This is a genomic window from Thauera propionica (assembly GCF_002245655.1).
Classification (GTDB): Bacteria; Pseudomonadota; Gammaproteobacteria; order Burkholderiales; family Rhodocyclaceae; genus Thauera; species Thauera propionica.
The window spans coordinates 804,103-825,533 of record NZ_NOIH01000003.1; the positions used below are offsets into that span (position 1 = coordinate 804,103).

General features: G+C 68.0%; 17 protein-coding genes. 10 read left to right on the top strand and 7 right to left on the bottom strand.

Annotated elements, in window-relative coordinates; translation table 11 throughout:
* The first annotated feature begins 27 nt into the window (after positions 1-27).
* Together CGK74_RS05050 and tpx are read left to right on the top strand one after the other, a co-directional pair.
* Complete coding sequence (locus CGK74_RS05050) at positions 28-336, top strand: hypothetical protein (protein ID WP_094267364.1); 309 nt, start codon at positions 28-30, stop codon at positions 334-336.
* Positions 337-443: 107 nt separating this feature from the next.
* Positions 444-944, top strand: coding sequence for a thiol peroxidase (gene tpx / locus CGK74_RS05055; protein ID WP_094267365.1), 501 nt, complete (start codon positions 444-446; stop codon positions 942-944).
* 127 nt (positions 945-1,071) lie between these two features.
* Here the strand turns inward: tpx and CGK74_RS05060 are convergent, their stop codons facing one another.
* The 7 genes from CGK74_RS05060 to CGK74_RS05090 all read right to left on the bottom strand — a co-directional run bounded on the left by CGK74_RS05060 (position 1,072) and on the right by CGK74_RS05090 (position 9,981).
* Positions 1,072-2,397 carry a hemolysin family protein gene (locus CGK74_RS05060; RefSeq protein WP_094267366.1) on the bottom strand — a complete coding sequence of 442 codons (1,326 nt, stop codon included), beginning with the start codon at positions 2,395-2,397 and terminating at the stop codon, positions 1,072-1,074.
* A 376-nt stretch (positions 2,398-2,773) separates the two neighbouring features.
* Positions 2,774-4,423 carry a DUF342 domain-containing protein gene (locus tag CGK74_RS05065; RefSeq protein ID WP_094267367.1) on the bottom strand — a complete coding sequence of 550 codons (1,650 nt, stop codon included), beginning with the start codon at positions 4,421-4,423 and terminating at the stop codon, positions 2,774-2,776.
* Between the two features lie 66 nt (positions 4,424-4,489).
* Positions 4,490-6,433, bottom strand: a complete 1,944-nt coding sequence (locus CGK74_RS05070; protein WP_094267368.1) for a B12-binding domain-containing radical SAM protein — start codon at positions 6,431-6,433, stop codon at positions 4,490-4,492.
* Between the two features lie 41 nt (positions 6,434-6,474).
* Positions 6,475-7,983: an AMP nucleosidase gene (locus CGK74_RS05075; protein ID WP_094267369.1), complete on the bottom strand. Its 1,509-nt coding sequence runs from the start codon at positions 7,981-7,983 to the stop codon at positions 6,475-6,477.
* Positions 7,984-8,022: 39 nt separating this feature from the next.
* The gene (locus CGK74_RS05080) at positions 8,023-8,532 is read right to left on the bottom strand and encodes an LEA/WHy family protein (protein WP_094267370.1); all 510 of its coding nucleotides are present in this window, start codon (positions 8,530-8,532) and stop codon (positions 8,023-8,025) included.
* A gap of 115 nt (positions 8,533-8,647) precedes the next feature.
* Positions 8,648-9,343 carry a type 1 glutamine amidotransferase gene (locus CGK74_RS05085; protein WP_094267371.1) on the bottom strand — a complete coding sequence of 232 codons (696 nt, stop codon included), beginning with the start codon at positions 9,341-9,343 and terminating at the stop codon, positions 8,648-8,650.
* Positions 9,344-9,381: 38 nt separating this feature from the next.
* Positions 9,382-9,981 carry a DUF924 family protein gene (locus tag CGK74_RS05090; protein WP_094267372.1) on the bottom strand — a complete coding sequence of 200 codons (600 nt, stop codon included), beginning with the start codon at positions 9,979-9,981 and terminating at the stop codon, positions 9,382-9,384.
* Between the two features lie 387 nt (positions 9,982-10,368).
* Between CGK74_RS05090 and nirB the strand changes: the two genes are divergently transcribed.
* The 8 genes from nirB to CGK74_RS05130 all read left to right on the top strand — a co-directional run bounded on the left by nirB (position 10,369) and on the right by CGK74_RS05130 (position 21,394).
* Positions 10,369-12,900, top strand: coding sequence for a nitrite reductase large subunit NirB (gene nirB / locus CGK74_RS05095; protein ID WP_094267373.1), 2,532 nt, complete (start codon positions 10,369-10,371; stop codon positions 12,898-12,900).
* 20 nt (positions 12,901-12,920) lie between these two features.
* Positions 12,921-13,259 carry a nitrite reductase small subunit NirD gene (gene nirD, locus CGK74_RS05100; RefSeq protein WP_094267374.1) on the top strand — a complete coding sequence of 113 codons (339 nt, stop codon included), beginning with the start codon at positions 12,921-12,923 and terminating at the stop codon, positions 13,257-13,259.
* Between the two features lie 32 nt (positions 13,260-13,291).
* On the top strand, positions 13,292-14,104 hold the full coding sequence (locus CGK74_RS05105; RefSeq protein ID WP_094267375.1) for a formate/nitrite transporter family protein: 813 nt from the start codon (positions 13,292-13,294) through the stop codon (positions 14,102-14,104).
* A gap of 25 nt (positions 14,105-14,129) precedes the next feature.
* The gene (locus tag CGK74_RS05110) at positions 14,130-15,866 is read left to right on the top strand and encodes a bifunctional protein-serine/threonine kinase/phosphatase (RefSeq protein ID WP_094267376.1); all 1,737 of its coding nucleotides are present in this window, start codon (positions 14,130-14,132) and stop codon (positions 15,864-15,866) included.
* Between the two features lie 77 nt (positions 15,867-15,943).
* A complete protein-coding gene (locus CGK74_RS05115) occupies positions 15,944-17,740 on the top strand; it encodes an ABC transporter transmembrane domain-containing protein (protein ID WP_094267377.1) in 1,797 nt (598 codons plus the stop codon).
* A 92-nt stretch (positions 17,741-17,832) separates the two neighbouring features.
* Positions 17,833-19,632: a GAF domain-containing protein gene (locus CGK74_RS05120; RefSeq protein WP_094267378.1), complete on the top strand. Its 1,800-nt coding sequence runs from the start codon at positions 17,833-17,835 to the stop codon at positions 19,630-19,632.
* On the top strand, positions 19,629-20,960 hold the full coding sequence (locus tag CGK74_RS05125; RefSeq protein ID WP_165770041.1) for a sensor histidine kinase: 1,332 nt from the start codon (positions 19,629-19,631) through the stop codon (positions 20,958-20,960). The genes CGK74_RS05120 and CGK74_RS05125 overlap by 4 nt, the downstream gene beginning before the upstream one ends.
* Entirely contained in the window at positions 20,957-21,394 is a 438-nt protein-coding gene (locus tag CGK74_RS05130) for a response regulator (protein WP_094267380.1), read from the top strand. Before CGK74_RS05125 ends, CGK74_RS05130 begins: the two co-directional genes overlap by 4 nt.
* The last annotated feature ends 37 nt before the right edge of the window (positions 21,395-21,431 follow it).

Sequence of the window (21,431 nt, forward strand, 5' to 3'; positions counted from 1 at the left end):
GGCCCCGATCCCTACCAGGAATCCCTCATGTATCGCGATCCGAAGTTCTCCAGTCTCTTCAACCAGTTCGGCCGTGGCGACGGTGCGCCGCCCAGCCTGCTGCAGAAGATCGTCACGGTGCTCGTCACCATTGCGGTGTTCGGCGTTGCCCTGATGTTCTCGGTCGTGCTGTTCGCCGTCGTCGTCACCGTCGGCGCGGTGGCGTGGGGCTACCTGTGGTGGAAGACGCGCGCACTGCGCAAGCAGATGCGCGAACATCCGCCGACGGGTCGCGGCATGGTCATCGAGGGCGAGGTGATCCGAGAGGTCGAGATCGAGGACAGGCCGCCGCGCTGAGCGTCCCGGTCGCCGGATGTCATGCCTTGGTGTAGGCTGACGATCCGCCGACCGATGCCGACAAGAGCATGGCGGCCCCACCCATCCTGAGACAGAGGACAGAACCCATGAGCAAAGTGACCCTTGGCGGCAACCCGATCGACGTTGCCGGCCGTTTCCCGCAGGCGGGCGACCAGGCCCCCGCGTTCAAGCTGACCGGTGCCGACCTGGCCGACGTCGGCCTCGACGCCTTCGCCGGCAAGCGCAAGGTGCTGAACATCGTTCCCAGCCTGGACACCCCGGTGTGCGCCACCTCGACGCGCAAGTTCAACGCCGACGCCGGCAGTCTGGCCGACACCGTGGTGCTGGTCGTGTCCGCCGACCTGCCCTTCGCCGCCAAGCGCTTCTGCGAGACCGAGGGCCTGCAGAACGTGAAGACGCTGTCGACCTTCCGCAACCCGGCCTTCGCGCAGGACTACGGCGTCGCCATCACCTCCGGCCCGCTGGCCGGCGTCACCGCGCGCGCGGTGGTGGTGGTCGATGCGAACGACAAGGTCGTGTATTCGCAGCTGGTGCCTGAGATCAAGGACGAGCCGGACTACGCCGCCGCGCTCGCCGCGCTTAAGTGAGGCACTGAAGTCGTCCGGCACCGGTTTGCGACCGGCGGCCTGGCGACGGCACTGAAAGCAAAACGCCCCGCGTCCGGGAGGACGGCGGGGCGTTTTTTCATCTTCGGCTGGTCGCGGGGAGAGCGGCTCAGGCGCCGGGCTCGCTGCCCTCCGGGGTTTCCTCGCCGCTGGGTTCCGGCACGCGGCTGGCGAGCACTTTGTCGATGCGCTTGCCGTCGAGGTCCACTACCTCGAAGCGCCAGTCTTCCCACACGGCGATGTCGCCGGTGCTCGGCAGGCGGCCGAGCAGCCACATCATCATGCCGGACAGGGTGTGGTAGCGCCCCTTGTCTTCCTCCGGCACGGCCTTCATGTCGAGGCGGTCCTTCAGTTCGAGGATGGGGATCAGGCCGTCGAGCAGCCAGGAGCCGTCCTCGCGCTGCACCGCCCAGGATTCCTCGGCGTTGTCGGTCTGGAACTCGCCGGTCACCGACTCGAGCAGATCGTGCAGCGTGACCATGCCCAGCACCTCGCCGTACTCGTCGATGACGAACACCATGTGCGTGCTGGAGGCGCGGAACTGGTCGAGCAATTCCATGCCGGTGAGCGATTCGGGCACGTAGATCGGCGCCTGCAGGGCTTCGGTCAGGTCGACCTCGGCGCCCCGCAGGGTCTGGTTGAAGAGCTGTTTGGAGCTGATGATGCCGAGGATCTCGTCGAGGCCGCCGCGGCACACGGGGAAGCGCGAGTGGGCCGAGTCCGCCATCAGCGCCAGGTTCTCGTCGAGCGGGCGGTTCACGTCGAGCCACACGATGTCGGAGCGCGGCACCATCAGCGAGCCGAGCTGGCGTTCGTCGAGACGGAACACGTTACGCACCATCTCGTGCTCGCTTTTCTCGATGATGCCGGCCTCCGAGCCTTCGTCGAGCATGGCGCGGATTTCCTCCTCGGTCACGCTCGGGCCGCTGGTTTCCCGCTGACCCATGAGGCGCAGCAGCAGCGCGGTCGAACTCGACAACAGATGGACGAAGGGGCGCGAGGCGATCGACAGCATGTTCATCGGCCGCGCCACCAGGCGGGCGATACCTTCCGGGTTGATCTGGCCGATGCGCTTGGGTACCAGTTCGCCGATCACGATCGACACGTAGGTGATGACGACAACGACGAGTACGGTCGAGCCGATCTCGCTGGCCCGCTGCTCGACGCCGAGCGACTGCATCCACTGCGCGAGCGGCCCGGCCAGCGCAGCCTCGCCGACGATACCGTTGAGGATACCGATCGAGGTGATGCCGATCTGGATCGTGGACAGGAAGCGGGTCGGTTCCTCGCCGAGCTTGACGGCGACCGCCGCGGCGTTGTCGCCGTCCTCGGCGAGCTTGGCCAGCCGTGCCCGGCGCGCGGTGACGAGCGCGATCTCAGACATGGCGAACAGGCCATTCAGGATGATGAGGGCGATGAGTACGAATATTTCCATTGGGGGTATTTGTGGCAGGGCTCAGGCGTGCGGACGCACCTGCGGGCCCGCAGTTGCGGCGCGCATGGGTGTGGGCGACAGGTGTTCAGCGCACACGGCAACGCACGTGCGCGGGGATCGCATCAGGGAAATGGCGCGTGCACGAGAGACACGCGCAGGCAGACGGCCGACGGACAGTGCCGCCGACGGCGGGGGCGGGCAAGATCGCCCCGGCGAGTCGGCATCCGCATCGGGCGAGGATTCATCCTCGGCGCGGACCGGCTCGTTGGTGTTCGACAGGGAGCAACGACTCATAGCGCGGAGTCATCTTTTCTGACCCCGCCCGACCCTTGATTTGTTTGAGGAAAAATAATCATGCCGCAAGCGCCCGGAATTGTCACCTTTCGTTGCCGGGCTTGCCCTCGTCCTCGAGCGCGAAAACACCGAGTCCGTGCTCGGCCAGGCGCACGGTGCTCGGTCCGCGGTGACCGGGGATCGCAAGCCGGGCCTCGCCCATCGACACGACCACGCCCTCGTGCAGAGCCTGTTCCGCGTTGACGCGTGCCTGCTTCGCCAGGGCGAGCAGGTAACGCATTTCGTCCTCGTTTTCGCGCAGGGATTCGACTTCGAATGAAAGGTTCGTCGCGGTCTGCTCGGCCCGATCGCGCAGCTCGGCCGGGATGCGGCCGGGCTGACGGTCTGACAGCGTGAGGACCTTGCCGATCTCAAGCAGTTGGCTTTCCTTGCCGTCACGCAGCTGCACCATGTCCTGCAAGGCGCGCGACAGCGCGCTGTCAGTCCCGATCTCGAGTTCGGTGCGGATGCGGTTCGGGGCGCCGATCACTCGCGCGTGGATCGACAGGGTGGCGCGCAGCGTGCCGCCGATGACATGACCGCGGCGCGTGTTGCCGACGCGGATGTGGTTTCTTGCGTGCAACTCGCACTGCATGGCGAGATCGTCGATGAAGATCGAGTCGCCGGCCTCGATGCGGGCCTGTTGGGCATAGGTCGCCGAGAAGCTCCCGTCGCAGCGGATGCGGTGCTTGCCCGGATTCTTCTTGCCGACGGCACCGAGCACGCCGTTCTTGACCACGATGTTGCCGCGCGCCTCCACCGTCGCCGGCTCGACTACGCCGCCGATCTCGATGTCGCCGCTGGCTTCGATGCGCATGCCGGCCTTGACGTCGCCACGCACCTTGACCGTGCCGTCGAACACGATGTTGCCGGTCGTCATGTTGACGGTGTCGACCGTGTAGATCGGTTCCACCATCATCCCGCCGCGCACCTGCACCGGCTGGCCATCGCTGGCCGCCACCAGCAGGTCGGGGTCGTCGGCATGCGGACGCACGCCGCGCAGGCCGCTGGCGAAACGCTGGTCCCGGCCGGGCTGCGGTGCGATCGCGCGGCCGGTCACGTCGAGCCCGGGCGTGCCGGTGGTGGGCGGGTGGCGCCGCATCAGCGCGTCGCCTTCATGCACCACCTGGACCTCGCCGAGGTCGCGGTAGTCGGTGCGGCCGCTGGGGCGAATGTTCGGCACGCGGGCGCGCGTTTCCGGCAGCAGGCATTCGAGCCAGCCGTCCTCGCCGTCGACCGGTTCGCGTCCCCGCGCGATCACCAGATCCTGCGCGATGCCGGCGGCGATCGCACGGTTGATCTCCTCGACCCGAACGCCTTCGTAGATGCCGCGGGCGGCGAGCTGTTCGAGCACGTCGTCCTTGGTGACGGCGCGACCACCCTCCGCCGGCGTGATCGTGAGCCGCGCCTCCAGGCTGTCGGGCGTAGTCGCAATCTGCAGTTCGCCGTCGATCGAGTCCGCGATCTCCAGCTCGACCACCGTGCCGCCGGCGTTGTATTGGGTGATCAGGGCCTTGACCGCGTTCCGGCGCAGCTTGAAATCCGCATAGCCCGCGTCCGCGAGCCGGTCGCGCAGCCACAGGGCGTCGATGCGGGGCACGAGGCTGCCAGGTGCGAGGCTCGCGCGCAGCGTCTGCGTCGGCGCATCGAATGCGAATCTCAGTTCCGGCGCGGGCGGCAGCGGGTTGTCCATCCGGGAGGGGCCGCGTCGGCCCGGTTGCCTCGAAGGCCCGCAGTATAGGAGCCCGGCCGCGCGGCGTTAATCGTGCACCGCCGCATCCAGGGCGCGGGAGATGAAGTGCTTCGCCACCCGCGGCCGCGGCACGCGCTCGTCGAACCACTCGCGCACGTCCGCTTCGAGCCCGATGCCGTGCATGTAGTTGTACAGCGCCTTGTTCAGCGCCCGCCCCAGGCTGTCGTGGTCGACGCCGGTGGGGTCGATGAAGCCGACATCGTTCTTGGCGAAGCTCACCTGCGGGAGCGGCAGCAGTTCGACGCCGTATTCCTCGGGGTGCTTGCCCACCGGCGAATGCACGGTGCACGCGAAGCGGTGGAAGAAGCCGGACTGGATGCAGCCGGCTGCGAAGAGCTGGCGCACGTATTCGAGGGCATCGACCGTGTCATGCACCGTCTGCGTCGGGAAGCCGTACATCAGGTAGGCATGGACCAGCACCCCGGCTTCGGTGAAGGCGTGGGTGACGCGCGCGACCTGCTCCACCGACACGCCCTTCTTCATCAGCTTGAGCAGGCGGTCGGAGGCCACTTCCAGCCCGCCCGACACAGCGATGCAGCCGCTGTCGGCCAGCAGCTGGCAGACCTCGGGGGTGAAGGACTTCTCGAAGCGGATGTTGCCCCACCACGAGATCGCCACGCCCCGGCGCAGCAGCTCCTCGGCCAGCGCCTTTAGCGCCTTGGGCGGTGCGGCCTCGTCGACGAAGTGAAAGCCGGTCTGCCCGGTCTCGGCGATGATGGCTTCGATGCGGTCGACCAGCAGGCTGGCCGAGGCGCCGTCGTAGCGGCCGATGTAGTCCAGGCTGATGTCGCAGAAGCTGCACTTCTTCCAGTAGCAGCCGTGGGCCACCGTGAGCTTGTTCCAGCGCCCGTCCGACCACAGCCTGTGCATGGGGTTGAGCATGTCGAGCACCGACAGGTAGCCGTCCAGCGGCAGGCCGTCCCAGGTCGGGGTGCCGACCTCGGCGAAGGGCACGTCGGGCTCGACGAGGTTTATGTAGCGCACGGCTCGCGTGTCCGGGTCGCGCACGAAGGTGCGCACCAGGCGCGACCTGCCTCGCTTGCCCTGCAGGTGCTCGAGCAGCGCCAGCAGCGGACGCTCGCCGTCGTCCAGCGTGACGTAGTCGAAGTAGTCGAACACGCGCGGCTCGGCCAGCTCGCGCAGCTCGGTATTGACGAAGCCGCCGCCGAGCACGGTGACGATGTCCGGGTGCGCTGCCTTGATCGCCTGCGCGATGCGGAAAGCGCCATACACCGAGCCGGGGAAGGGCGTGGACACCAGCACGAGCTGCGGTGTGTGGCGGGCGATGGCTTGGAGGGTGAGCTCGCGCAGGGTGTCATCGACCAGGGTCGGCGGCGCGGCCAGCGCAGCGGCGAGCGGCTCGAAGGTCGGCTGGCTCATGGCCAGCGTCTCGGCGTAGCGCACGAACTCGAAGCGGGCATCGACCGCGTCGCGCAGGATGTCGGCGAGCTCGTTCAGGTACAGCGTCGCCAGGTGGCGGGCGCGGTCGGCCAGCCCGAGGGCGCCGAAGGCCCAGCCCAGCGGGTCGCCGCCGTCGGGGTCGTTGGGATCGACGTAGGCGTCGACCGCATCGAAGCGCGGCCCTTCGGGCAGGAAGGTCCGGCTGGCGATGCGATGGGCGATGGTCGGGTCGCGCCCCTGCAGGAAGGCGATGGTCGGGCCGATGGTGAAGCGGTAGCGCGCGAAGTGCTCGATGAAGCCCTGCACCAGCGGCGTGCGCTGCTTCTTCGGCAGCGCCTCGGCGCGGACGCGGATGTCGTCGAGGCCGGCGGGCGAGAGCAGGCGCAGCACCAGCTTCAGCGCCAGGTCCTCCTGTACCGCATCGACACCGCGCGAGCGCAGGAAGCCGGTGAGGTAGGCGGTGGACGGGTAGGGCGTGTTGAGCTGCGTCATCGGCGGGATGACGGAGAGCACGCGGATCGGGCGGGCGGAGGGCTGCGCGGCGGACATGGCGGGTGTTTCGGGCGAAGGGCGCGAGGATGCCGCAGGCGCTACTGGAACGCCACCTCGGCGAAGCTGCGCAGCTTGCGGCTGTGCAGGCGGTCGATGCCCTGTTCGCGCAGGCGCTCGAGGGCGCGGATGCCGATGCGCAGGTGCTGGTCGACGCGCTCGCGGTAGAACTGGTTGGCCATGCCCGGCAGCTTGATCTCGCCGTGCAGCGGCTTGTCGCTAATGCACAGCAGGGTGCCGTAGGGCACGCGGAAGCGGAAGCCGTTTGCGGCGATCGTGGCCGATTCCATGTCCAGCGCCACCGCGCGGCTCTGGCTGAAGCGGCGTTCCGGGCTGCTGGCCATGCCGTGCGAGGGCAGCAGCTCCCAGTTGCGGTTGTCGGTGCTGGCGACGGTGCCGGTGCGCAGCACGCGCTTCAGCTCGTAGCCGGACAGCTGAGTGATCTCCTCCACCGCGGCCTCGAGGGCGAGTTGCACCTCGGCCAGCGCGGGGATCGGCACCCACAGCGGCAGCTCCTCGTCGAGCACGTGGTCCTCGCGCACGTAGCCGTGGGCGAGCACGTAGTCGCCCAGATGCTGGCTGTTGCGCAGGCCGGCGCAGTGGCCGAGCATCAGCCACGCATGCGGGCGCAGCACCGCGATGTGATCGGTGATGGTCTTGGCGTTGGCGGGGCCGACGCCGATGTTGACCATGGTGATGCCGCTGCGGTCGCCGCGCACCAGGTGATAGGCCGGCATCTGCGGCAGGCGCGGCGGCACGGTGCCCAGCGCGTCGCGTGCGCCCGGCGGCAGGCCGCTGCGGCGGGTGACGACGTCGCCGGGCTCGACGAAGGCCTCGTAGCCGTGGCCGGAGGCGCCGTCGGCCATCAGCTCGTGGCCGAGCTTGATGAACTCGTCGATGTAGAACTGGTAGTTGGTGAACAGGATGAAGTTCTGGAAGTGCTCGGGCCGGGTGCCGGTGTAGTGGCGCAGGCGGTGCAGCGAGTAGTCGACCCGCGGCGCCGTGAACAGTGCCAGCGGATGCGGCTCCCCAGGGCCGGGTTCGAAGGTGCCGTTGGCGATGCCGTCGTCCATCGCGCCAAGGTCGGGCAGGTCGAAACGGTCGCGCAGCAGCAGTCGGCGGTCGGGACCGAGCTGGCCTTCGAGGTGGTCGTCCTCGGCCAGGGCGAAATGCACCGGGATGGGCTGCGTGCTGGTGCCGACTTCCAGTGGCACGCCGTGGTTCTGCAGCAGCAGGCGGAACTGCTCGAGGTAGTAGTCGGCGAACAGGTCGGGCCGGGTCAGCGTGGTCTCGAATACGCCGGGTCCGGCGACGAAGCCGTAGGACAGGCGCGAGTCCGCCCGCGCCACGGTGTCGGTGCGCACCCGCACCAGCGGATAGCAGGCGCGCACATGGCGGCCGATGTCACCGCCGGCCACGTAGCGCTGCAGCGCGTCGCGCAGATGATCGATGCTGGTGGCGTGGATCTCGCGCACGCGCTCGAGCGCGGCGGCGGCATCGTCGAAGTGGGTGGGGGCGAAGAAGGGCGCGGTGTTCACGGACGGGGGCATGGATTGTGGCCGGGTCGGGTGCGACAGGGTACGCGTGGCTCAGCGCGGCGTCTTCAGTCCGGCGGGCAGGCTCAGCGTGCCCTTGTCCGAGAAGCGCACGCCGCCCAGCACGCCGCCGGCCAGCCGCCCGCGCAGGGTGTAGGGCACGTTGTCGACCGCCTTGCCGTCCATCACGCCGAGCGCCTGGCGCACGACGGCGACCGCCGACACCGACACCGGAATGCTGACCAGGGCCTCGCCGAAGCGCGGCACGCTGCCGCGCTGGTCGCTGACGCCGGTGGCGAAGGGCTTGTCGTTGAGGTCGAGCTCAAGCGCCAGGCCGTCGAACTCGATCGCGGTTTCGTTGGGATTCTGCACCCGCAGCTTCACCGCGAAGCGCATCTCCATGCCTTGGCCCGGCAGGGGCTCGAGGCCGACGACGTTGATGCGGACCGGTTCGCGATGGACCAGGCTGGCGCAGCCGGCCAGCGACAGCGCGCATAGCAGCAGCACGGCCTGCAGCAGCGTGCGGGACTGCGCGAAAAGACGCGAACGGGAAGTCGTGTGCATGAGGCGCGCTCCGGTTGGGGAAGGTCTGGCGCCATTGTAGACGCCTGCGCGCGGCCGCTCTCCGCCCTGCCGATGAAAGTTACATGCGCGCTGGAGCCTGGAAACGGGGTTTCGCTCAGCGCGCAGTGGGTCGCGTCAGGTAGTCCAGCAGCTGCGCCATCAGGGCATGGGTGGCGGCGAAATGCTGCGGTCCGGCGTCGAGGATCTCCGCCTCGGTCTGCACGAAACGCGCGGGCCGCAACTCGCCGCGGCAGTTGGCGAGGATGGCGCGCAGGTTGGCGTCCGTCATCTCGAGGTGGAACTGCAGGCCGATCACGCGCTCGCCGAGCTGGAACGCCTGGTTGGCGCAACCCACGCTGGCGGCCAGGCGGTGGGCACGAGGCGGCAGGTCGAAGGTCTCGCCGTGCCAGTGCATGACCGTGCACCGCGGCGGGAAGGCAAAGCAGCCCTGCGGCGCCTCGACCGCCTCGATGTCGAACCAGCCGATTTCCTTCTCCGCGTTGCGATACACCCGCGCACCCTGTGCCGCGGCGATCAGCTGCGCGCCCAGGCAGATGCCGAGCGCGGCCGTGCCCTGCGCCACGGCCTGGGCGATGAAGCGCTTCTCGGCGACCAGCCAGGGGTGTTCCGCCTCGTCATTGACGCTCATCGGCCCGCCCATCACCACCAGCAGATCGAGGCCGGCAGGGTCGGGCAGCGCGGCAGCCTCGTCGAAGCGGGTCACGCCGACGTCGGCGCGGTGTGCGTCCAGCCAGGCGTTGATGATGCCGGCGTCTTCGAACGCGACATGCTGCAGGATGTGGGCTTTCATGGCGGGCGGGATCGGGAAGGCGGGGGTTCGAGTATGGCTCAGAACGACGAGCCGGGCTGCTGCAGGAAGGCCGTTTCTTCCGCGGTGGTCTCGCGCCCGAGCGCGGCATTGCGGTGGGGGAAACGCCCGAAGCGTTCGATGATGGCGAGGTGGCGGCGGGCGTAGTCGAGATAGCCGTCGAAGCTGGGCCGCTTTGGCGCCGGCACGCTGGCGGCGAGGCGATCGAACAGCCGTACCGCCTCGCGCTGGTCGCCGAGTTCTTCCGAATGCTCCAGCGGCAGGTAGACGAAGACGCGCTCGACGGCACCCAGCTCCGCGTCCAGGCCCAGCCGCAGGGTGTCCTTCGCCCAGCGCAGGGCCAGCACATCGAAGGCGAAGGCTGCCGCTTCGCCACGCCAGATGTTGCGCGGGAACTGGTCGGTCAGCAGGATCAGCGCCAGCCGCCCGCGGATGTCCGCCAGCCAGCCGTCCAGCTCACCGCTCGCCGCGCGCGCGACCCAGGGCGCGAAGCGCCGCCGGATCTCGGCATCCACCTCGGCCTGCTTGCGCCACCACAGTGCCGACTGGCTTGCGATCACCGCGTCGTCGTCGGTGTGCGTACCGAACCAGAAGGCGTGGATCGTGTCCGGCGTTTCCATTTGGAGCTCCAGTGCCGAAGGGAATCTGTCGAAGCATAGTCCAGGCTGGCTCCGCCGCGCGCCGGCACCACCCTGGTGATCGCCGGCACCGTTATGGTGCGTTAACCGCGCCCCTGTGCGCCGTGACTCACCGGAGACCGGTCGTCGCGGCGTACTCATTGCATGGCACGGTACATGCTTAATCGCTTTCGAGTTCGCTGCAACGACGCGGCGGACTGCAGCCTCTGCCAACGACGGTGGGGACCGTTGGGTGTGCTTGTTCCTGCGCCCTCGGGTCAATTCAGCCGTTTTCGAACCGCGTTCTGCGGAGGCCTACATGCTCGCGCCGGTCCATGACCTTCTGCGTCGGTATCGCCAGCCTTCGTGGGCCGAATGAGTGATACCAGCATGAAGATCGTTCTCGTTGGCCATGGCATGGTCGGCCACAAGTTCCTCGAGGAACTCCGGCAACTGCAGACCCCCGGTGCGGAGGTCACCGTGCTGTGCGAGGAGCCGCGGGTCGCCTACGACCGTGTGCACCTCTCCGAATTCTTCGCCGGCAAGACGGCGGAAGACCTCTCGCTGGTCGCCCCCGGCTTCTTCGCCGAGGCAGGCTTCACGCTTCGGCTGGGCAGCCGCGCGGCGGCGATCGACCGCCGCGCACGCACGGTGACGACGCAGGACGGCGTCACCCTGCCCTACGACAAGCTGGTGCTGGCCACGGGGTCCTATCCCTTCGTGCCGCCGGTCAAGGGCAGCGAGCGCGACCAGTGCTTCGTCTATCGCACCATCGAGGACCTCGAGGCGATGAAGGCGGCCGGCGCGATCTCGCGCAAGGGCGTCGTGGTGGGCGGCGGCCTGCTCGGCCTGGAGTGCGCCAAGGCGCTGCGCGACCTCGGCCTCGAGACCCACGTCGTCGAGTTCGCCCCGCGCCTGATGGCGGTGCAGGTAGACGACGAAGGCGGCCGCATCCTGCGCAGCAAGATCGAGGCCCTGGGCGTGCAGGTGCACACCGAACGCAACACGGTCGAGATCACCGACGGCCGCAGCGCCCGCCACCGCATGGTGTTTGCCGACGGTACCCACCTGGAGACCGACATGATCGTGTTCTCCGCCGGCATCCGTCCGCGCGACGAACTGGCGCGCCAGAACGCGCTGGCCGTCGGCGCCCGTGGCGGCATCGCGATCGACGACCACTGCCGCACCAGCGATGCGGCCATCCTCGCCATCGGCGAATGCGCGGCCTGGCGCGACCAGACCTTCGGCCTGGTGGCGCCGGGCTACGAGATGGCGCGCATCGCCGCCCGCCAGCTGGCAGGTGACGCCCAGGCCGCGTTCGGCGGTGCCGACATGAGCACCAAGCTCAAGCTGATGGGCGTGGATGTGGCCAGCATCGGTGACGCTCACGGCAGGACGCCGGGCTGCCGCAGCTTCCGTTACGCCGACGAGTGCAAGCAGGTCTACAAGAAGATCGTCGTCAGCGCCGACGGCAAGCACCTGCTCGGCGCGGTGCTGGTCGGCAACGCCGACGAGTACGGCACCTTGCTGCAGATGGCGCTCAACCGCATCGCGCTGCCGGCCGACCCCGAGTTCCTGATCCTGCCTTCCAGCGACGGCAAGGCCAAACCCGGTCTCGGCGCGGACGCCCTGCCCGACAGCGCGCAGATCTGCTCCTGCAACAACGTGAGCAAGGGCCAGATCTGCGCCGCGGTCGGCGAAGGCGCAAGCACCATCGGCGAGATCAAGGCCTGCACCAAGGCCGGCGCCACCTGTGGCGGCTGCGTACCGCTGGTCACCCAGGTGATGAAGGCCGAGATGGCCCGCCTCGGCCTGTCGGTGAACAACCACCTGTGCGAGCACTTCCCCTACTCGCGCCAGGAGCTCTACCACCTGGTCCGCGTCGGCGAGATCAGGAGTTTCGAGGACCTGCTCGCGCGCCACGGCCAGGGCCTGGGCTGCGACATCTGCAAGCCGACCGCAGCATCGATCTTCGCCTCGTGCTGGAACGATTTCGTGCTCAAGGGCGAGCTTGCCACCCTGCAGGACAGCAACGATTACTTCCTCGGCAACATCCAGAAGGACGGCACCTATTCGGTGGTGCCGCGCATGCCCGGCGGCGAGGTCACACCGGAGGGACTGATCGCCGTCGGCCAGGTGGCGAAGAAGTACGGCCTGTACACCAAGATCACCGGCGGCCAGCGGGTGGACCTGTTCGGCGCCCGCGTCGAGCAACTGCCAGCGATCTGGGAAGAGCTGATCGCCGCCGGCTTCGAGTCGGGCCATGCCTACGGCAAGGCGCTGCGCACGGTCAAGAGCTGCGTCGGCAGCACCTGGTGCCGCTATGGCGTGGATGACTCTGTGGGCCTGGCGATCGAACTCGAGAACCGCTACAAGGGCCTGCGTGCGCCGCACAAGATCAAGTTCGGCGTCTCCGGCTGCACGCGCGAATGCGCCGAGGCCCAGGGCAAGGACATCGGCATCATTGCGACCGAGCGCGGCTGGAACCTCTACGTGTGCGGGAACGGCGGCATGAAGCCGCGCCACGCCGAGCTGATCGCCGCCGACCTTGACAAGGCCGGCCTGGTGCGCCTGATCGACCGCTTCCTGATGTTCTACGTGCGCACCGCCGACCGCCTGCAGCGCACCAGCACCTGGCGCGACAACCTGGAAGGCGGCCTCGACTACCTGAAGGCCGTGCTGATCGACGATTCGCTGGGCATCTGCAGCGAGCTCGAGCAGCAGATGCAGCACGTGGTCGACACCTACCAGTGCGAATGGAAGACCGCGATCACCGACCCCGAAGTGCGCAAGCGCTTCCGCACCTTCATCAACGACCCGCGCGCCGACCAGCGCATCGTCTTCGTCGAGGAGCGCGGACAGATCCGCCCGGCACGCGCCGAGGAACGCCCGATCGTCGAAAACGCCGAGGTGGAAGCATGAGCCCCGCGAGGACCGCCCCCATGAGCAGCGAAGAACTGAAATGGACCGCCGTGTGCAAGCTCGGCGACATCTTGCCCGGCACCGGCGTGTGTGCGCTGGTCGAGGGCCGCCACGTCGCCGTGTTCCGCATCGGCGACAGCGGCATCCATGCCATCGACAACATCGACCCGCGCTCGGGCGCCAGCGTGCTGTCGCGCGGCCTGGTCGGCAACCTCGGCGAGCACATCGTCGTCGCCTCGCCGCTGTACAAGAACCACTTCGACCTGCGCACCGGCGAATGCCTGGAGGCGCCCGAGCACTCGGTGCGCGCGCACCACGTCAGGGTGAACGGCGATGACGTGCTGATCGCCCTTGCCTAAACCAATCCCAAAACGCTTCAAGAGAAAACAAAATGGCTTACCTTGCTCCTGCCGAGTTCGTCACCAAGATGATCGATGCCGGCGAATCCAAGCTGCTGATGTCCACCCGCGACACCCTGATCCGCTCCTATATGGCCGGCGCCATCCTTGCACTCGCCGCAGCCTTTGCCGTCACGGTGACGGTCAACACGGGCAACCCGCTGATCGGCGCGATACTGTTTCCGGTGGGTTTCTGCATGCTCTACCTGCTGGGTTTCGACCTGCTCACGGGCGTATTCACGCTGGCACCGCTCGCCGTACTCGACAAGCGCCCGGGTGCAACTTGGCGCGCCGTATGGCGCAACTGGTCGCTCGTTTTCACCGGTAACTTCGCCGGTGCGATCACGGTTGCCCTGTTCATGGCCATCATCTTCACCAACGGTTTCAGCGAACCCCCGAACGGGGTGGGAGAGAAGATCGGCCACATCGGCGAGGGCCGGACGGTGGGCTACGCGGCCCACGGCGCGGCGGGCATGCTGACCCTTTTCGTGCGCGCGGTGATGTGCAACTGGATGGTGTCGACCGGCGTGGTCGCGGCAATGATGTCGACCACCGTGTCAGGCAAGGTGATCGCAATGTGGATGCCGATCATGGTGTTTTTCTACATGGGTTTCGAGCACAGCATCGTCAACATGTATCTGTTCCCGTCGGGTCTGATGCTCGGTGGTGACTTCACGTTCATGGACTACATGATCTGGAACGAGATTCCCACCGTCATCGGCAACCTCGTCGGCGGTCTGACCTTTGTTGGCGCCACCTTGTATTCCACACACTACAAGACCGGGGCAAAGCGCAAGGTGGGCTGAGCGGGCCTCCTGATCGGGATCTGTGATGCGCGAATCGTTACGAGTGTCGGTCGGTCAGCATTCGCTGGCCGGCGAGCACGGCACGAATCAGGACTTCCATGGCGCTGTGCTGCCTACCGGAGCACAACTCGCAGCCAAGGGCGTCGTGTTGGCGATTGCCGATGGCATCGGTTCGAGCGAGGTCAGCCACTTGGCAAGTCAGACCGCGGTCGGTGCCTTCCTCGAGGACTACTACGCGACCTCGGAAGCCTGGACGGTGCGCCGCGCTGCGCAGAGGGTTCTGGGTGCAACCAATGCTTGGCTGCATGGGCAGACGATGCGCAGCGACGGGCGCTTCGACAAGGACCGCGGTTATGTCTGCACCTTCAGCGCGCTGGTGCTGAAAGGGAGACAGATCCACCTGTTGCATGTCGGCGATTCGCGCATCTACCGGCTGCATGCGCACTCTCTGGAGCAACTGACCAAGGATCACCGTATCCACCATGCCGCGGACGAGTCCTACCTTGCACGCGCGCTCGGAATCGGGCCCCATGTCGAGATTGACTACCTCAGTTGGGAAGCCGAGGTCGGCGAGGTCTATCTGCTGGCGACCGATGGCGCCTGTGCGCAACTCGATGCTGTCAGCGTCCATCAGGCCATCGCCGAGTACGAGGATGATCTCGATGCCGCGGCAGCTCGTCTGGTGGAGCATGCGCGAGCGGTCGGTAGCGACGATGCAACCCTGCAACTGCTGCGCATCGATACCTTGCCCGAAGGAGACGGTCTGGAGTCGCGCCGGCGCCGCGAAGGCTTGGTCTTGCCGCAGCTCCTCGCGCCGCGCATGGAGTTCGAAGGCTTTGCCATCGTGCGCGAACTGCAAGTCAGCGCGCGCAGCCATGTGTGGCTGGCTACCGACCTGGAAAGTGGCCGACCGGTTGTGCTCAAGACGCCGTCCATCGACCTTCGTGATGACGATGCCTACCTCGATAGCTTCGTGCTTGAGGAATGGGTCGCAAGGCGAGTCGATAATCCTCATGTCATCAAGGCCTGGCCCGGTTCGCGCCGGCGTGAAGCACTGTATGTCGCGATGGAATACATCGAGGGGCAGACGCTCGCGCAGTGGATGGTCGATCATCCTTCGCCGCCGCTGGATCTGGTGCGCCCGATCATCGAGCAACTCGCGCTAGGCCTGCAGGCCTTGCATAGCCGCGACATGCTGCATCGTGACCTCCGTCCCGAGAACGTGATGATTGATCATGCCGGCACCGTCAAGTTGATCGACCTGGCAAGCGTCTGCGTTGGAGGATTGACTGAAGGGCTCGAGATGACGGATGCGGGGGCGCCGCCCGGCACGCTTCAGTACATGGCGCCCGAGTGCCTGCTCGGTGAGACGGCGAGCCCTTCGGCCGACTTGTTTGCGCTGGCGACGATCTCGTACCAGATGCTGTCCGGCCAGCTTCCTTATGGGCTGGAATCGGCACGGGTCCGGACGCCGCGCGACCTGAGGCGACTGCGCTATGTCCCGCTACGCCACCTGCGCCCGGAACTGCCTGCCTGGGTTGACGGGGTGATCGGCAAGGCGCTGCATGTCATGCCGGGCAAACGCCAGGAGGCGGTTTCCGAGTTCATTCACGATCTCAGGGCGCCAAGCGCGAGCTTTCAGCGGGTTCAGAGACGCCTGCCGCTCGTCGAGCGGGACCCGGTGCTCTTCTGGAAGGTCCTGTCCGTCCTGCTCGCGCTGACGGTCGTCGCGCTCGTTTTCCACATCAGCGTAGCGCCCTGATTCGCTGCGGTTTGCGATTCCGGCCGATCCTGCTCATCTCCCGCGACGAGATCCACGCCGGTGGACGATAATCGGGCATGCGTCGCCAAAGCCCCGAACGTCCCCGCTCTCCTCGTCCCCTGTCCGCGCTGCGCGGCCTGATGCCCTTCCTGCGGCCCTACCGCGCCCGCATCGCACTGGCCTTCGTGCTGCTGTGCCTGGCGTCGGCCACCATCCTGGTGGTGCCGCTGGCTTTTCGCGACCTGCTCGACTCCGGCTTCGGCAGCGGCGTGAAGGCGGGCGGCGGCCTGTTCGGCACGGCCAGCCTCGACGGCCAGTTCCTCGGCCTGTTCGCGCTGGCGGCCCTGTGGGCGCTGACGGTGGCGGCGCGCTACTACACCGTGTCGTGGGTGGGCGAGCGGGTGACGGCCGACCTGCGCAGCGCGGTGTATGCGCGCGTGCTCGGCCAGTCGCCGCAGTTCTTCGAGACCTTGCAGACCGGCGAAGTGCTGTCGCGGCTGACGGGCGACACCACGCTGATCCAGACCGTGGTCGGCAGCTCGGTGTCGATGGGCCTGCGCAGCCTGTTCCAGTTCGTCGGTGGCATGGTGATGCTGGCGGTCACCAGCGTGCAGCTGTTCGGCCTCATCTTCGGGCTGATGGCCTTGCTGGCGCTGCCCATCGTCGCCATCGGCCGCCGGGTGCGCAGGCTGTCGCGCGAATCGCAGGACCGCATCGCCGACGCCTCGGCGCTGGCGGGCGAGATCCTCAACGCGATGCCGACGGTGCAGGCCTTCACCCAGGAGCGCAACGAGGCACGGCGTTTCGCCGACCGCAGCGAAACCAGCTTCCGCACGGCCGTGCGCCGTACGCGGGTCCGCGCGTTGCTGACCGCGCTGGTCATCGGTGCGGTGATGGGCACGATCATCTTCGTGCTGTGGATCGGTGCGCAGCAGGTGCAGGCTGGACGCCTGAGCGTGGGTGAGCTGGGCGCCTTCGTGCTGTACGCGGCGCTGGTCGCCGGCGGCGCGGGCACGCTGGCCGAGGTGTGGGGCGACGTGATGCGCGCCGGGGGCGCGACCGAGCGCCTGCTGGAGCTGCTGCATGCCGAACCCGCCATCCGCGAGGCGGCCGTGCCGCAGCCGCCGCTGCGCGCGGCGCAGGTGGGGATTGCCTTCGAGCATGTCACCTTCTCCTACCCGGCGCGGCCCGCCGTAAGGGCGCTGGACGACGTCTGCCTCAAGATCGCGCCGGGCGAGCGTGTCGCCCTGGTGGGACCCTCGGGTGCGGGCAAGACCACGCTGTTCCAGCTGCTGCTGCGCTACTACGAGATCTCGGGCGGCAGCATCCGCCTCAACGGCCAGGACATCCGCGCGCTGGCGCTGCACGAACTGCGCGGTGACATCGCCATCGTGCCGCAGGACCCGGTGATCTTCTCTGCCAGCGCGCTGGAGAACATCCGCTACGGCCGCCCGGACGCGCGCGACGACGAGGTGGTCGCAGCGGCGCGTGCGGCGGCGGCCGACGAGTTCATCGCCCGCCTGCCGGAAGGCTATGCGACCTTCCTCGGCGAGCGCGGCACCCGTCTGTCGGGCGGCCAGCGCCAGCGCATCGCGATCGCGCGCGCCATCCTCAAGGGCGCGCACGTGCTGCTGCTGGACGAGGCCACCAGCGCCCTCGACGCCGAGTCCGAGATCCTCGTGCAGCAGGGCCTGGCGGCTGCGATGCAGGGCCGCACCACGCTGATCATCGCCCACCGCCTGGCCACGGTGCAGCAGGTTGACCGGATCGTGGTGATGGAGGAAGGTCGCATCGTCGAGACCGGCACGCCTGCCGACCTGCGCCTGCGCGGCGGCCTGTATTCGCGGCTCGCGGATTTGCAACTGTCATCGTGATGGAGCGCACAAGCGCGCTGCACTGCAGCTTGCCTTGGTGCGCCTCAGGCGGAATCATCGCACCATAGATTTTCCTTCTTGATCTGTGGCGCATGCAGCCTCCACGAATTCCCGATGACGAGTCGCAGCGCCTCGACGCCCTGCGCGCCTGTGCGGTGCTCGACACGCCGCCGGAGGCGCGTTTTGACCGTCTCACGCGGCTGGCAGCCCGTCTGTTCGATATGCCCATTGCGCTTGTGTCGCTGATCGATGCCGAGCGCCAGTGGTTCAAGTCGCGGGTGGGGCTCGATGCCACGCAGACCGGGCGCGACATTTCCTTCTGCGGCCACGCCATCCTCAGCCCGGAGATCCTCGAGATCCCCGACGCCCTGCTCGATGCGCGCTTCGCCGACAACCCGCTCGTCACCGGCGCGCCGGGTATCCGCTTCTATGCCGGCGCGCCGCTGCGCGTGGGCGGCGATCATCTCGTCGGCACGTTGTGCCTGATCGACACCCGGCAGCGCAAGCTGGACGATGCACAGCGGCAATCGCTGCGCGACCTGGCCGACTGCGTGCAGGACGAACTGCTGCGGGTGCATGAGATCGAACTTCGGCAGCAGCTCGAGCGGCAGATGATGTTCGCCGAGACGATCAGCCTCGCGCAGAACAGCTTCATCCGCGAGACGGACCGCTCGCGAAGCTTCGACAGCCTGCTCGAGGCCATTCTCGGCCTCACGCAGAGCGCGTTCGGCTTCATCGGCGAGGTGCTCGGCGCCGACGAGCAGGCGCCCTACCTCAAGGTGCATGCCATCAGCCAGCTCGAATGGCAGGGCGAGCCGGTGGGGGCGGCGGCAGAGGTGCTGGCGACGATGGAGTTCCGCAATCCGCAGAACCTTTTCGGCGCCGTGCTGCGCACCGGCGAAGCGGTGATCGCCAACGATCCGGCGCACGACCCGCGCCGCGGCGGCCTGCCGCCGGGCCACCCGCCCCTGAAGAGCTTCCTGGGCCTGCCCATCCATCACGACGGCCGCCTGCTCGCCATGGTGGGCATCGCCAACCGGCCGGGCGGCTACGACCGCGGCCTGATCGAGTTCCTCGACCCGCTGCTGGTCACCGTCGGCCAGCTGGTGCAGGCCGCACGGACGAGCAAGGCGCTCGCGCTCGAACAGGAGGCGCTGGCTGCCAAGACCGAAGCCCTGGCGCGCTCCAACGCCGAGCTCGAGCAGTTCGCCTACGTCGCTTCGCACGACCTCCGCCAGCCGCTGCGCATGGTCAACAGCTACGTGCAGATGCTGGAAAAGCGCCTTGCCGGGCAGCTCGACGAGGACACGCGCCGCATGATGGGCTTTGCGACCGAGGGCGCGCGGCGCATGGACCAGATGCTGGTGTCGCTGCTCGAGTACTCGCGCGTCGGCCGTACGGGCGAACCGATGGCCATGCTCGACACCCGGCAGGCGGTCGACGAGGCGCTGCGCTTTCTCGGGCCCGCGATTGCGGCGGCGCACGCGCACGTCGCGGTCGCGGGCGAGTGGCCGCGCCTGCACGCCAGCCGCAACGAGTTCTCCCGGCTATTCCAGAACCTGATCGGCAACGCGATCAAGTACCGCGCGCCAGATCGGGAGCCGGAGATCGTGGTGCGGGCCGCGCAGAGCGATGGAAACTGGCGCTTTCTCGTCGCCGACAACGGCATCGGCATCGATCCGGCGCAGTTCGACCGCCTGTTCCGGGTATTCCAGCGCCTTCACTCGCGCGAGCAGTACGAGGGCACGGGCGTCGGGCTGGCCGTATGCCGCAAGATCGTCGAGCGTCACGGCGGACGCATCTGGGTGGAGTCGGACGGCGAGGGCCGCGGTGCGCGCTTCTGTTTCGAGCTTCCGGCCACGGCCATGGGCGAGCGGGGAGATGCGCCATGAGCGCCGTCCTGCGCGCCCTGAAAAAGCTGTTGCCGGCCTGGGGCCTGTGCATGATCCTGTGGACGGTTACGCCATCGGCCTATGCGGACGGGCTGGATTTCAGCGAGGTCTTCGAACGCCACAGCGCGAAGATGGTGCTGGTGGATCCGGCCACGAACAGCATCATCGACGTCAATCCCGCGGCGGCGCGTTTCTACGGCTATCCGCGTGCGGCGATGCGCGGCATGGGCATCTCGCGCATCAATGCCTTCACGCCGGAACAGATCGCCGAGGAGATCGCCCTCGCCGAGCGCGAGGGCCGCAACCACTTCGTGTTCCGCCACCGGCTGGCGAGCGGCGAGCCGCGCACGGTCGAGGTGCGCACCCACCCGTTCGGCCTCGACGGGCGGCGCGTGCTGCTGGCCATCGTCCATGACGTGACGCCGGGCGGGGTCGAAGATGGCGACCTGTGGCACTACCAGGGACAACTCGAAAAGCTCGTCGACGCCCAGGTGAAGGAGGCGCAGGCGGCGCGGCGGGCGTGGACCGGGGTGCTGGTCGCCGCGCTGGTGCTGCAGACGATCGTCATCGTGCTGCTGGCGCGCAACATCCGCCGGCGGCGGGCACTCGAGCGCGAGCGTGAGGCCCTTCTGCGTGCGCTGGCCGCGCGCAATACCGAGCTGACTCGCCTCGGAGAGGTGATGGCTCACCACTTCCAGGAGCCGGCCCGCCGCCTGGTCAGCTTCGCGCAGCGCCTGCAGGCCCGGTCGGCGCTAGCGACCGACGAGGACGCCCGCGCCAGCCTCGGCTTCATCGACAGCCAGGCCCGCCGCCTGAGCGAGCTGGTGCGCGATGCCCAGAACTACCTGGCTCTGGAGCAATCGGTTGCGAACCGTGACGCCCATGCGTCGAGCGACGAGGCCTTGCGCCGCGCGATCGCCGGCGCCGGCGAAGCCGTGGGCGACGTGCCCATCGACATTGCGCCAGGGCTCCCCGAAGTGGCGTTTCCGGCCGAACGGCTGACGCAGCTGTTCGGCATCCTGCTCGAAAACGCGCTGCGCTACCGTCATCCCGAGCGCCCGCTGCACATCCGCGTCGACGCGAGGCGCGTGGACGGGCGGGTGGAGTTCGGCTTTGCCGACAACGGCAGCGGCATCGCTCCCGAGTACCGCGAGCAGGTGTTCGGCCTGTTCACCCGCCTCGTGCCCAACAGCGTTCCGGGCACCGGCATGGGGCTGGCGCTGGCGCGCAGGCTGGTTCAGCTTGCCGAGGGCGACATCCGCGTGGAAGATGGCATCGATGGCGGCACGCGCATCGTGTTCGACCTGCCGGCAAGGACTCACGAATGACTGCAAACCCTTCGTTCAACGTGCTGCTGGTCGAGGACGAGCCAGCCGATGCCCATCTCGTCCGCCTCGCCTTCGAGGAGGGCCGGCTGCTCGCATGCCTTCACCATGTCGGTGACGGCGTCGAGGCCTTCACCTTCCTGCAGCGCGAAGGCATGCACGCCGACGCGCCGGCGCCCGACGTGATCCTGCTCGACCTCAACATGCCGCGCATGGATGGGCGCGAGTTCCTGCGCCGCGTCAAGGCCGATCCGCAACTGCGCGCGATTCCGGTCGTGGTGTTGACGACGTCCGACGCCGAAAGCGACCTCGCCGCCGTCTACAGCCTTGGCGCGGCGGGCTACATCGTCAAGCCGCTCGATGTGGATGAATTCATATCCAAGGTCCGCGCCATTGGGGAATACTGGATCACCATGGTCCGGCTTCCCGCACGCTGACCAGGCGCCCGGCACACGCATCGCTCACGGAACCCAC

Bases quoted from the DNA above. Each gene is read 5' to 3' on its own strand.
- CGK74_RS05075 (WP_094267369.1), bottom strand. From the start codon at position 7,983: ATGCCCCCGTCCGTGAACACCGCGCCCTTCTTCGCCCCCACCCACTTC.
- CGK74_RS05065 (WP_094267367.1), bottom strand. From the start codon at position 4,423: ATGGACAACCCGCTGCCGCCCGCGCCGGAACTGAGATTCGCATTCGAT.
- CGK74_RS05115 (WP_094267377.1), top strand. From the start codon at position 15,944: ATGCGTCGCCAAAGCCCCGAACGTCCCCGCTCTCCTCGTCCCCTGTCC.
- CGK74_RS05090 (WP_094267372.1), bottom strand. From the start codon at position 9,981: ATGGAAACGCCGGACACGATCCACGCCTTCTGGTTCGGTACGCACACC.
- CGK74_RS05110 (WP_094267376.1), top strand. From the start codon at position 14,130: ATGCGCGAATCGTTACGAGTGTCGGTCGGTCAGCATTCGCTGGCCGGC.
- CGK74_RS05105 (WP_094267375.1), top strand. From the start codon at position 13,292: ATGGCTTACCTTGCTCCTGCCGAGTTCGTCACCAAGATGATCGATGCC.
- tpx (WP_094267365.1), top strand. From the start codon at position 444: ATGAGCAAAGTGACCCTTGGCGGCAACCCGATCGACGTTGCCGGCCGT.
- CGK74_RS05085 (WP_094267371.1), bottom strand. From the start codon at position 9,343: ATGAAAGCCCACATCCTGCAGCATGTCGCGTTCGAAGACGCCGGCATC.
- CGK74_RS05125 (WP_165770041.1), top strand. From the start codon at position 19,629: ATGAGCGCCGTCCTGCGCGCCCTGAAAAAGCTGTTGCCGGCCTGGGGC.
- nirB (WP_094267373.1), top strand. From the start codon at position 10,369: ATGAAGATCGTTCTCGTTGGCCATGGCATGGTCGGCCACAAGTTCCTC.
- CGK74_RS05120 (WP_094267378.1), top strand. From the start codon at position 17,833: ATGCAGCCTCCACGAATTCCCGATGACGAGTCGCAGCGCCTCGACGCC.
- CGK74_RS05080 (WP_094267370.1), bottom strand. From the start codon at position 8,532: ATGCACACGACTTCCCGTTCGCGTCTTTTCGCGCAGTCCCGCACGCTG.
- nirD (WP_094267374.1), top strand. From the start codon at position 12,921: ATGAGCAGCGAAGAACTGAAATGGACCGCCGTGTGCAAGCTCGGCGAC.
- CGK74_RS05130 (WP_094267380.1), top strand. From the start codon at position 20,957: ATGACTGCAAACCCTTCGTTCAACGTGCTGCTGGTCGAGGACGAGCCA.
- CGK74_RS05070 (WP_094267368.1), bottom strand. From the start codon at position 6,433: ATGTCCGCCGCGCAGCCCTCCGCCCGCCCGATCCGCGTGCTCTCCGTC.
- CGK74_RS05050 (WP_094267364.1), top strand. From the start codon at position 28: ATGTATCGCGATCCGAAGTTCTCCAGTCTCTTCAACCAGTTCGGCCGT.
- CGK74_RS05060 (WP_094267366.1), bottom strand. From the start codon at position 2,397: ATGGAAATATTCGTACTCATCGCCCTCATCATCCTGAATGGCCTGTTC.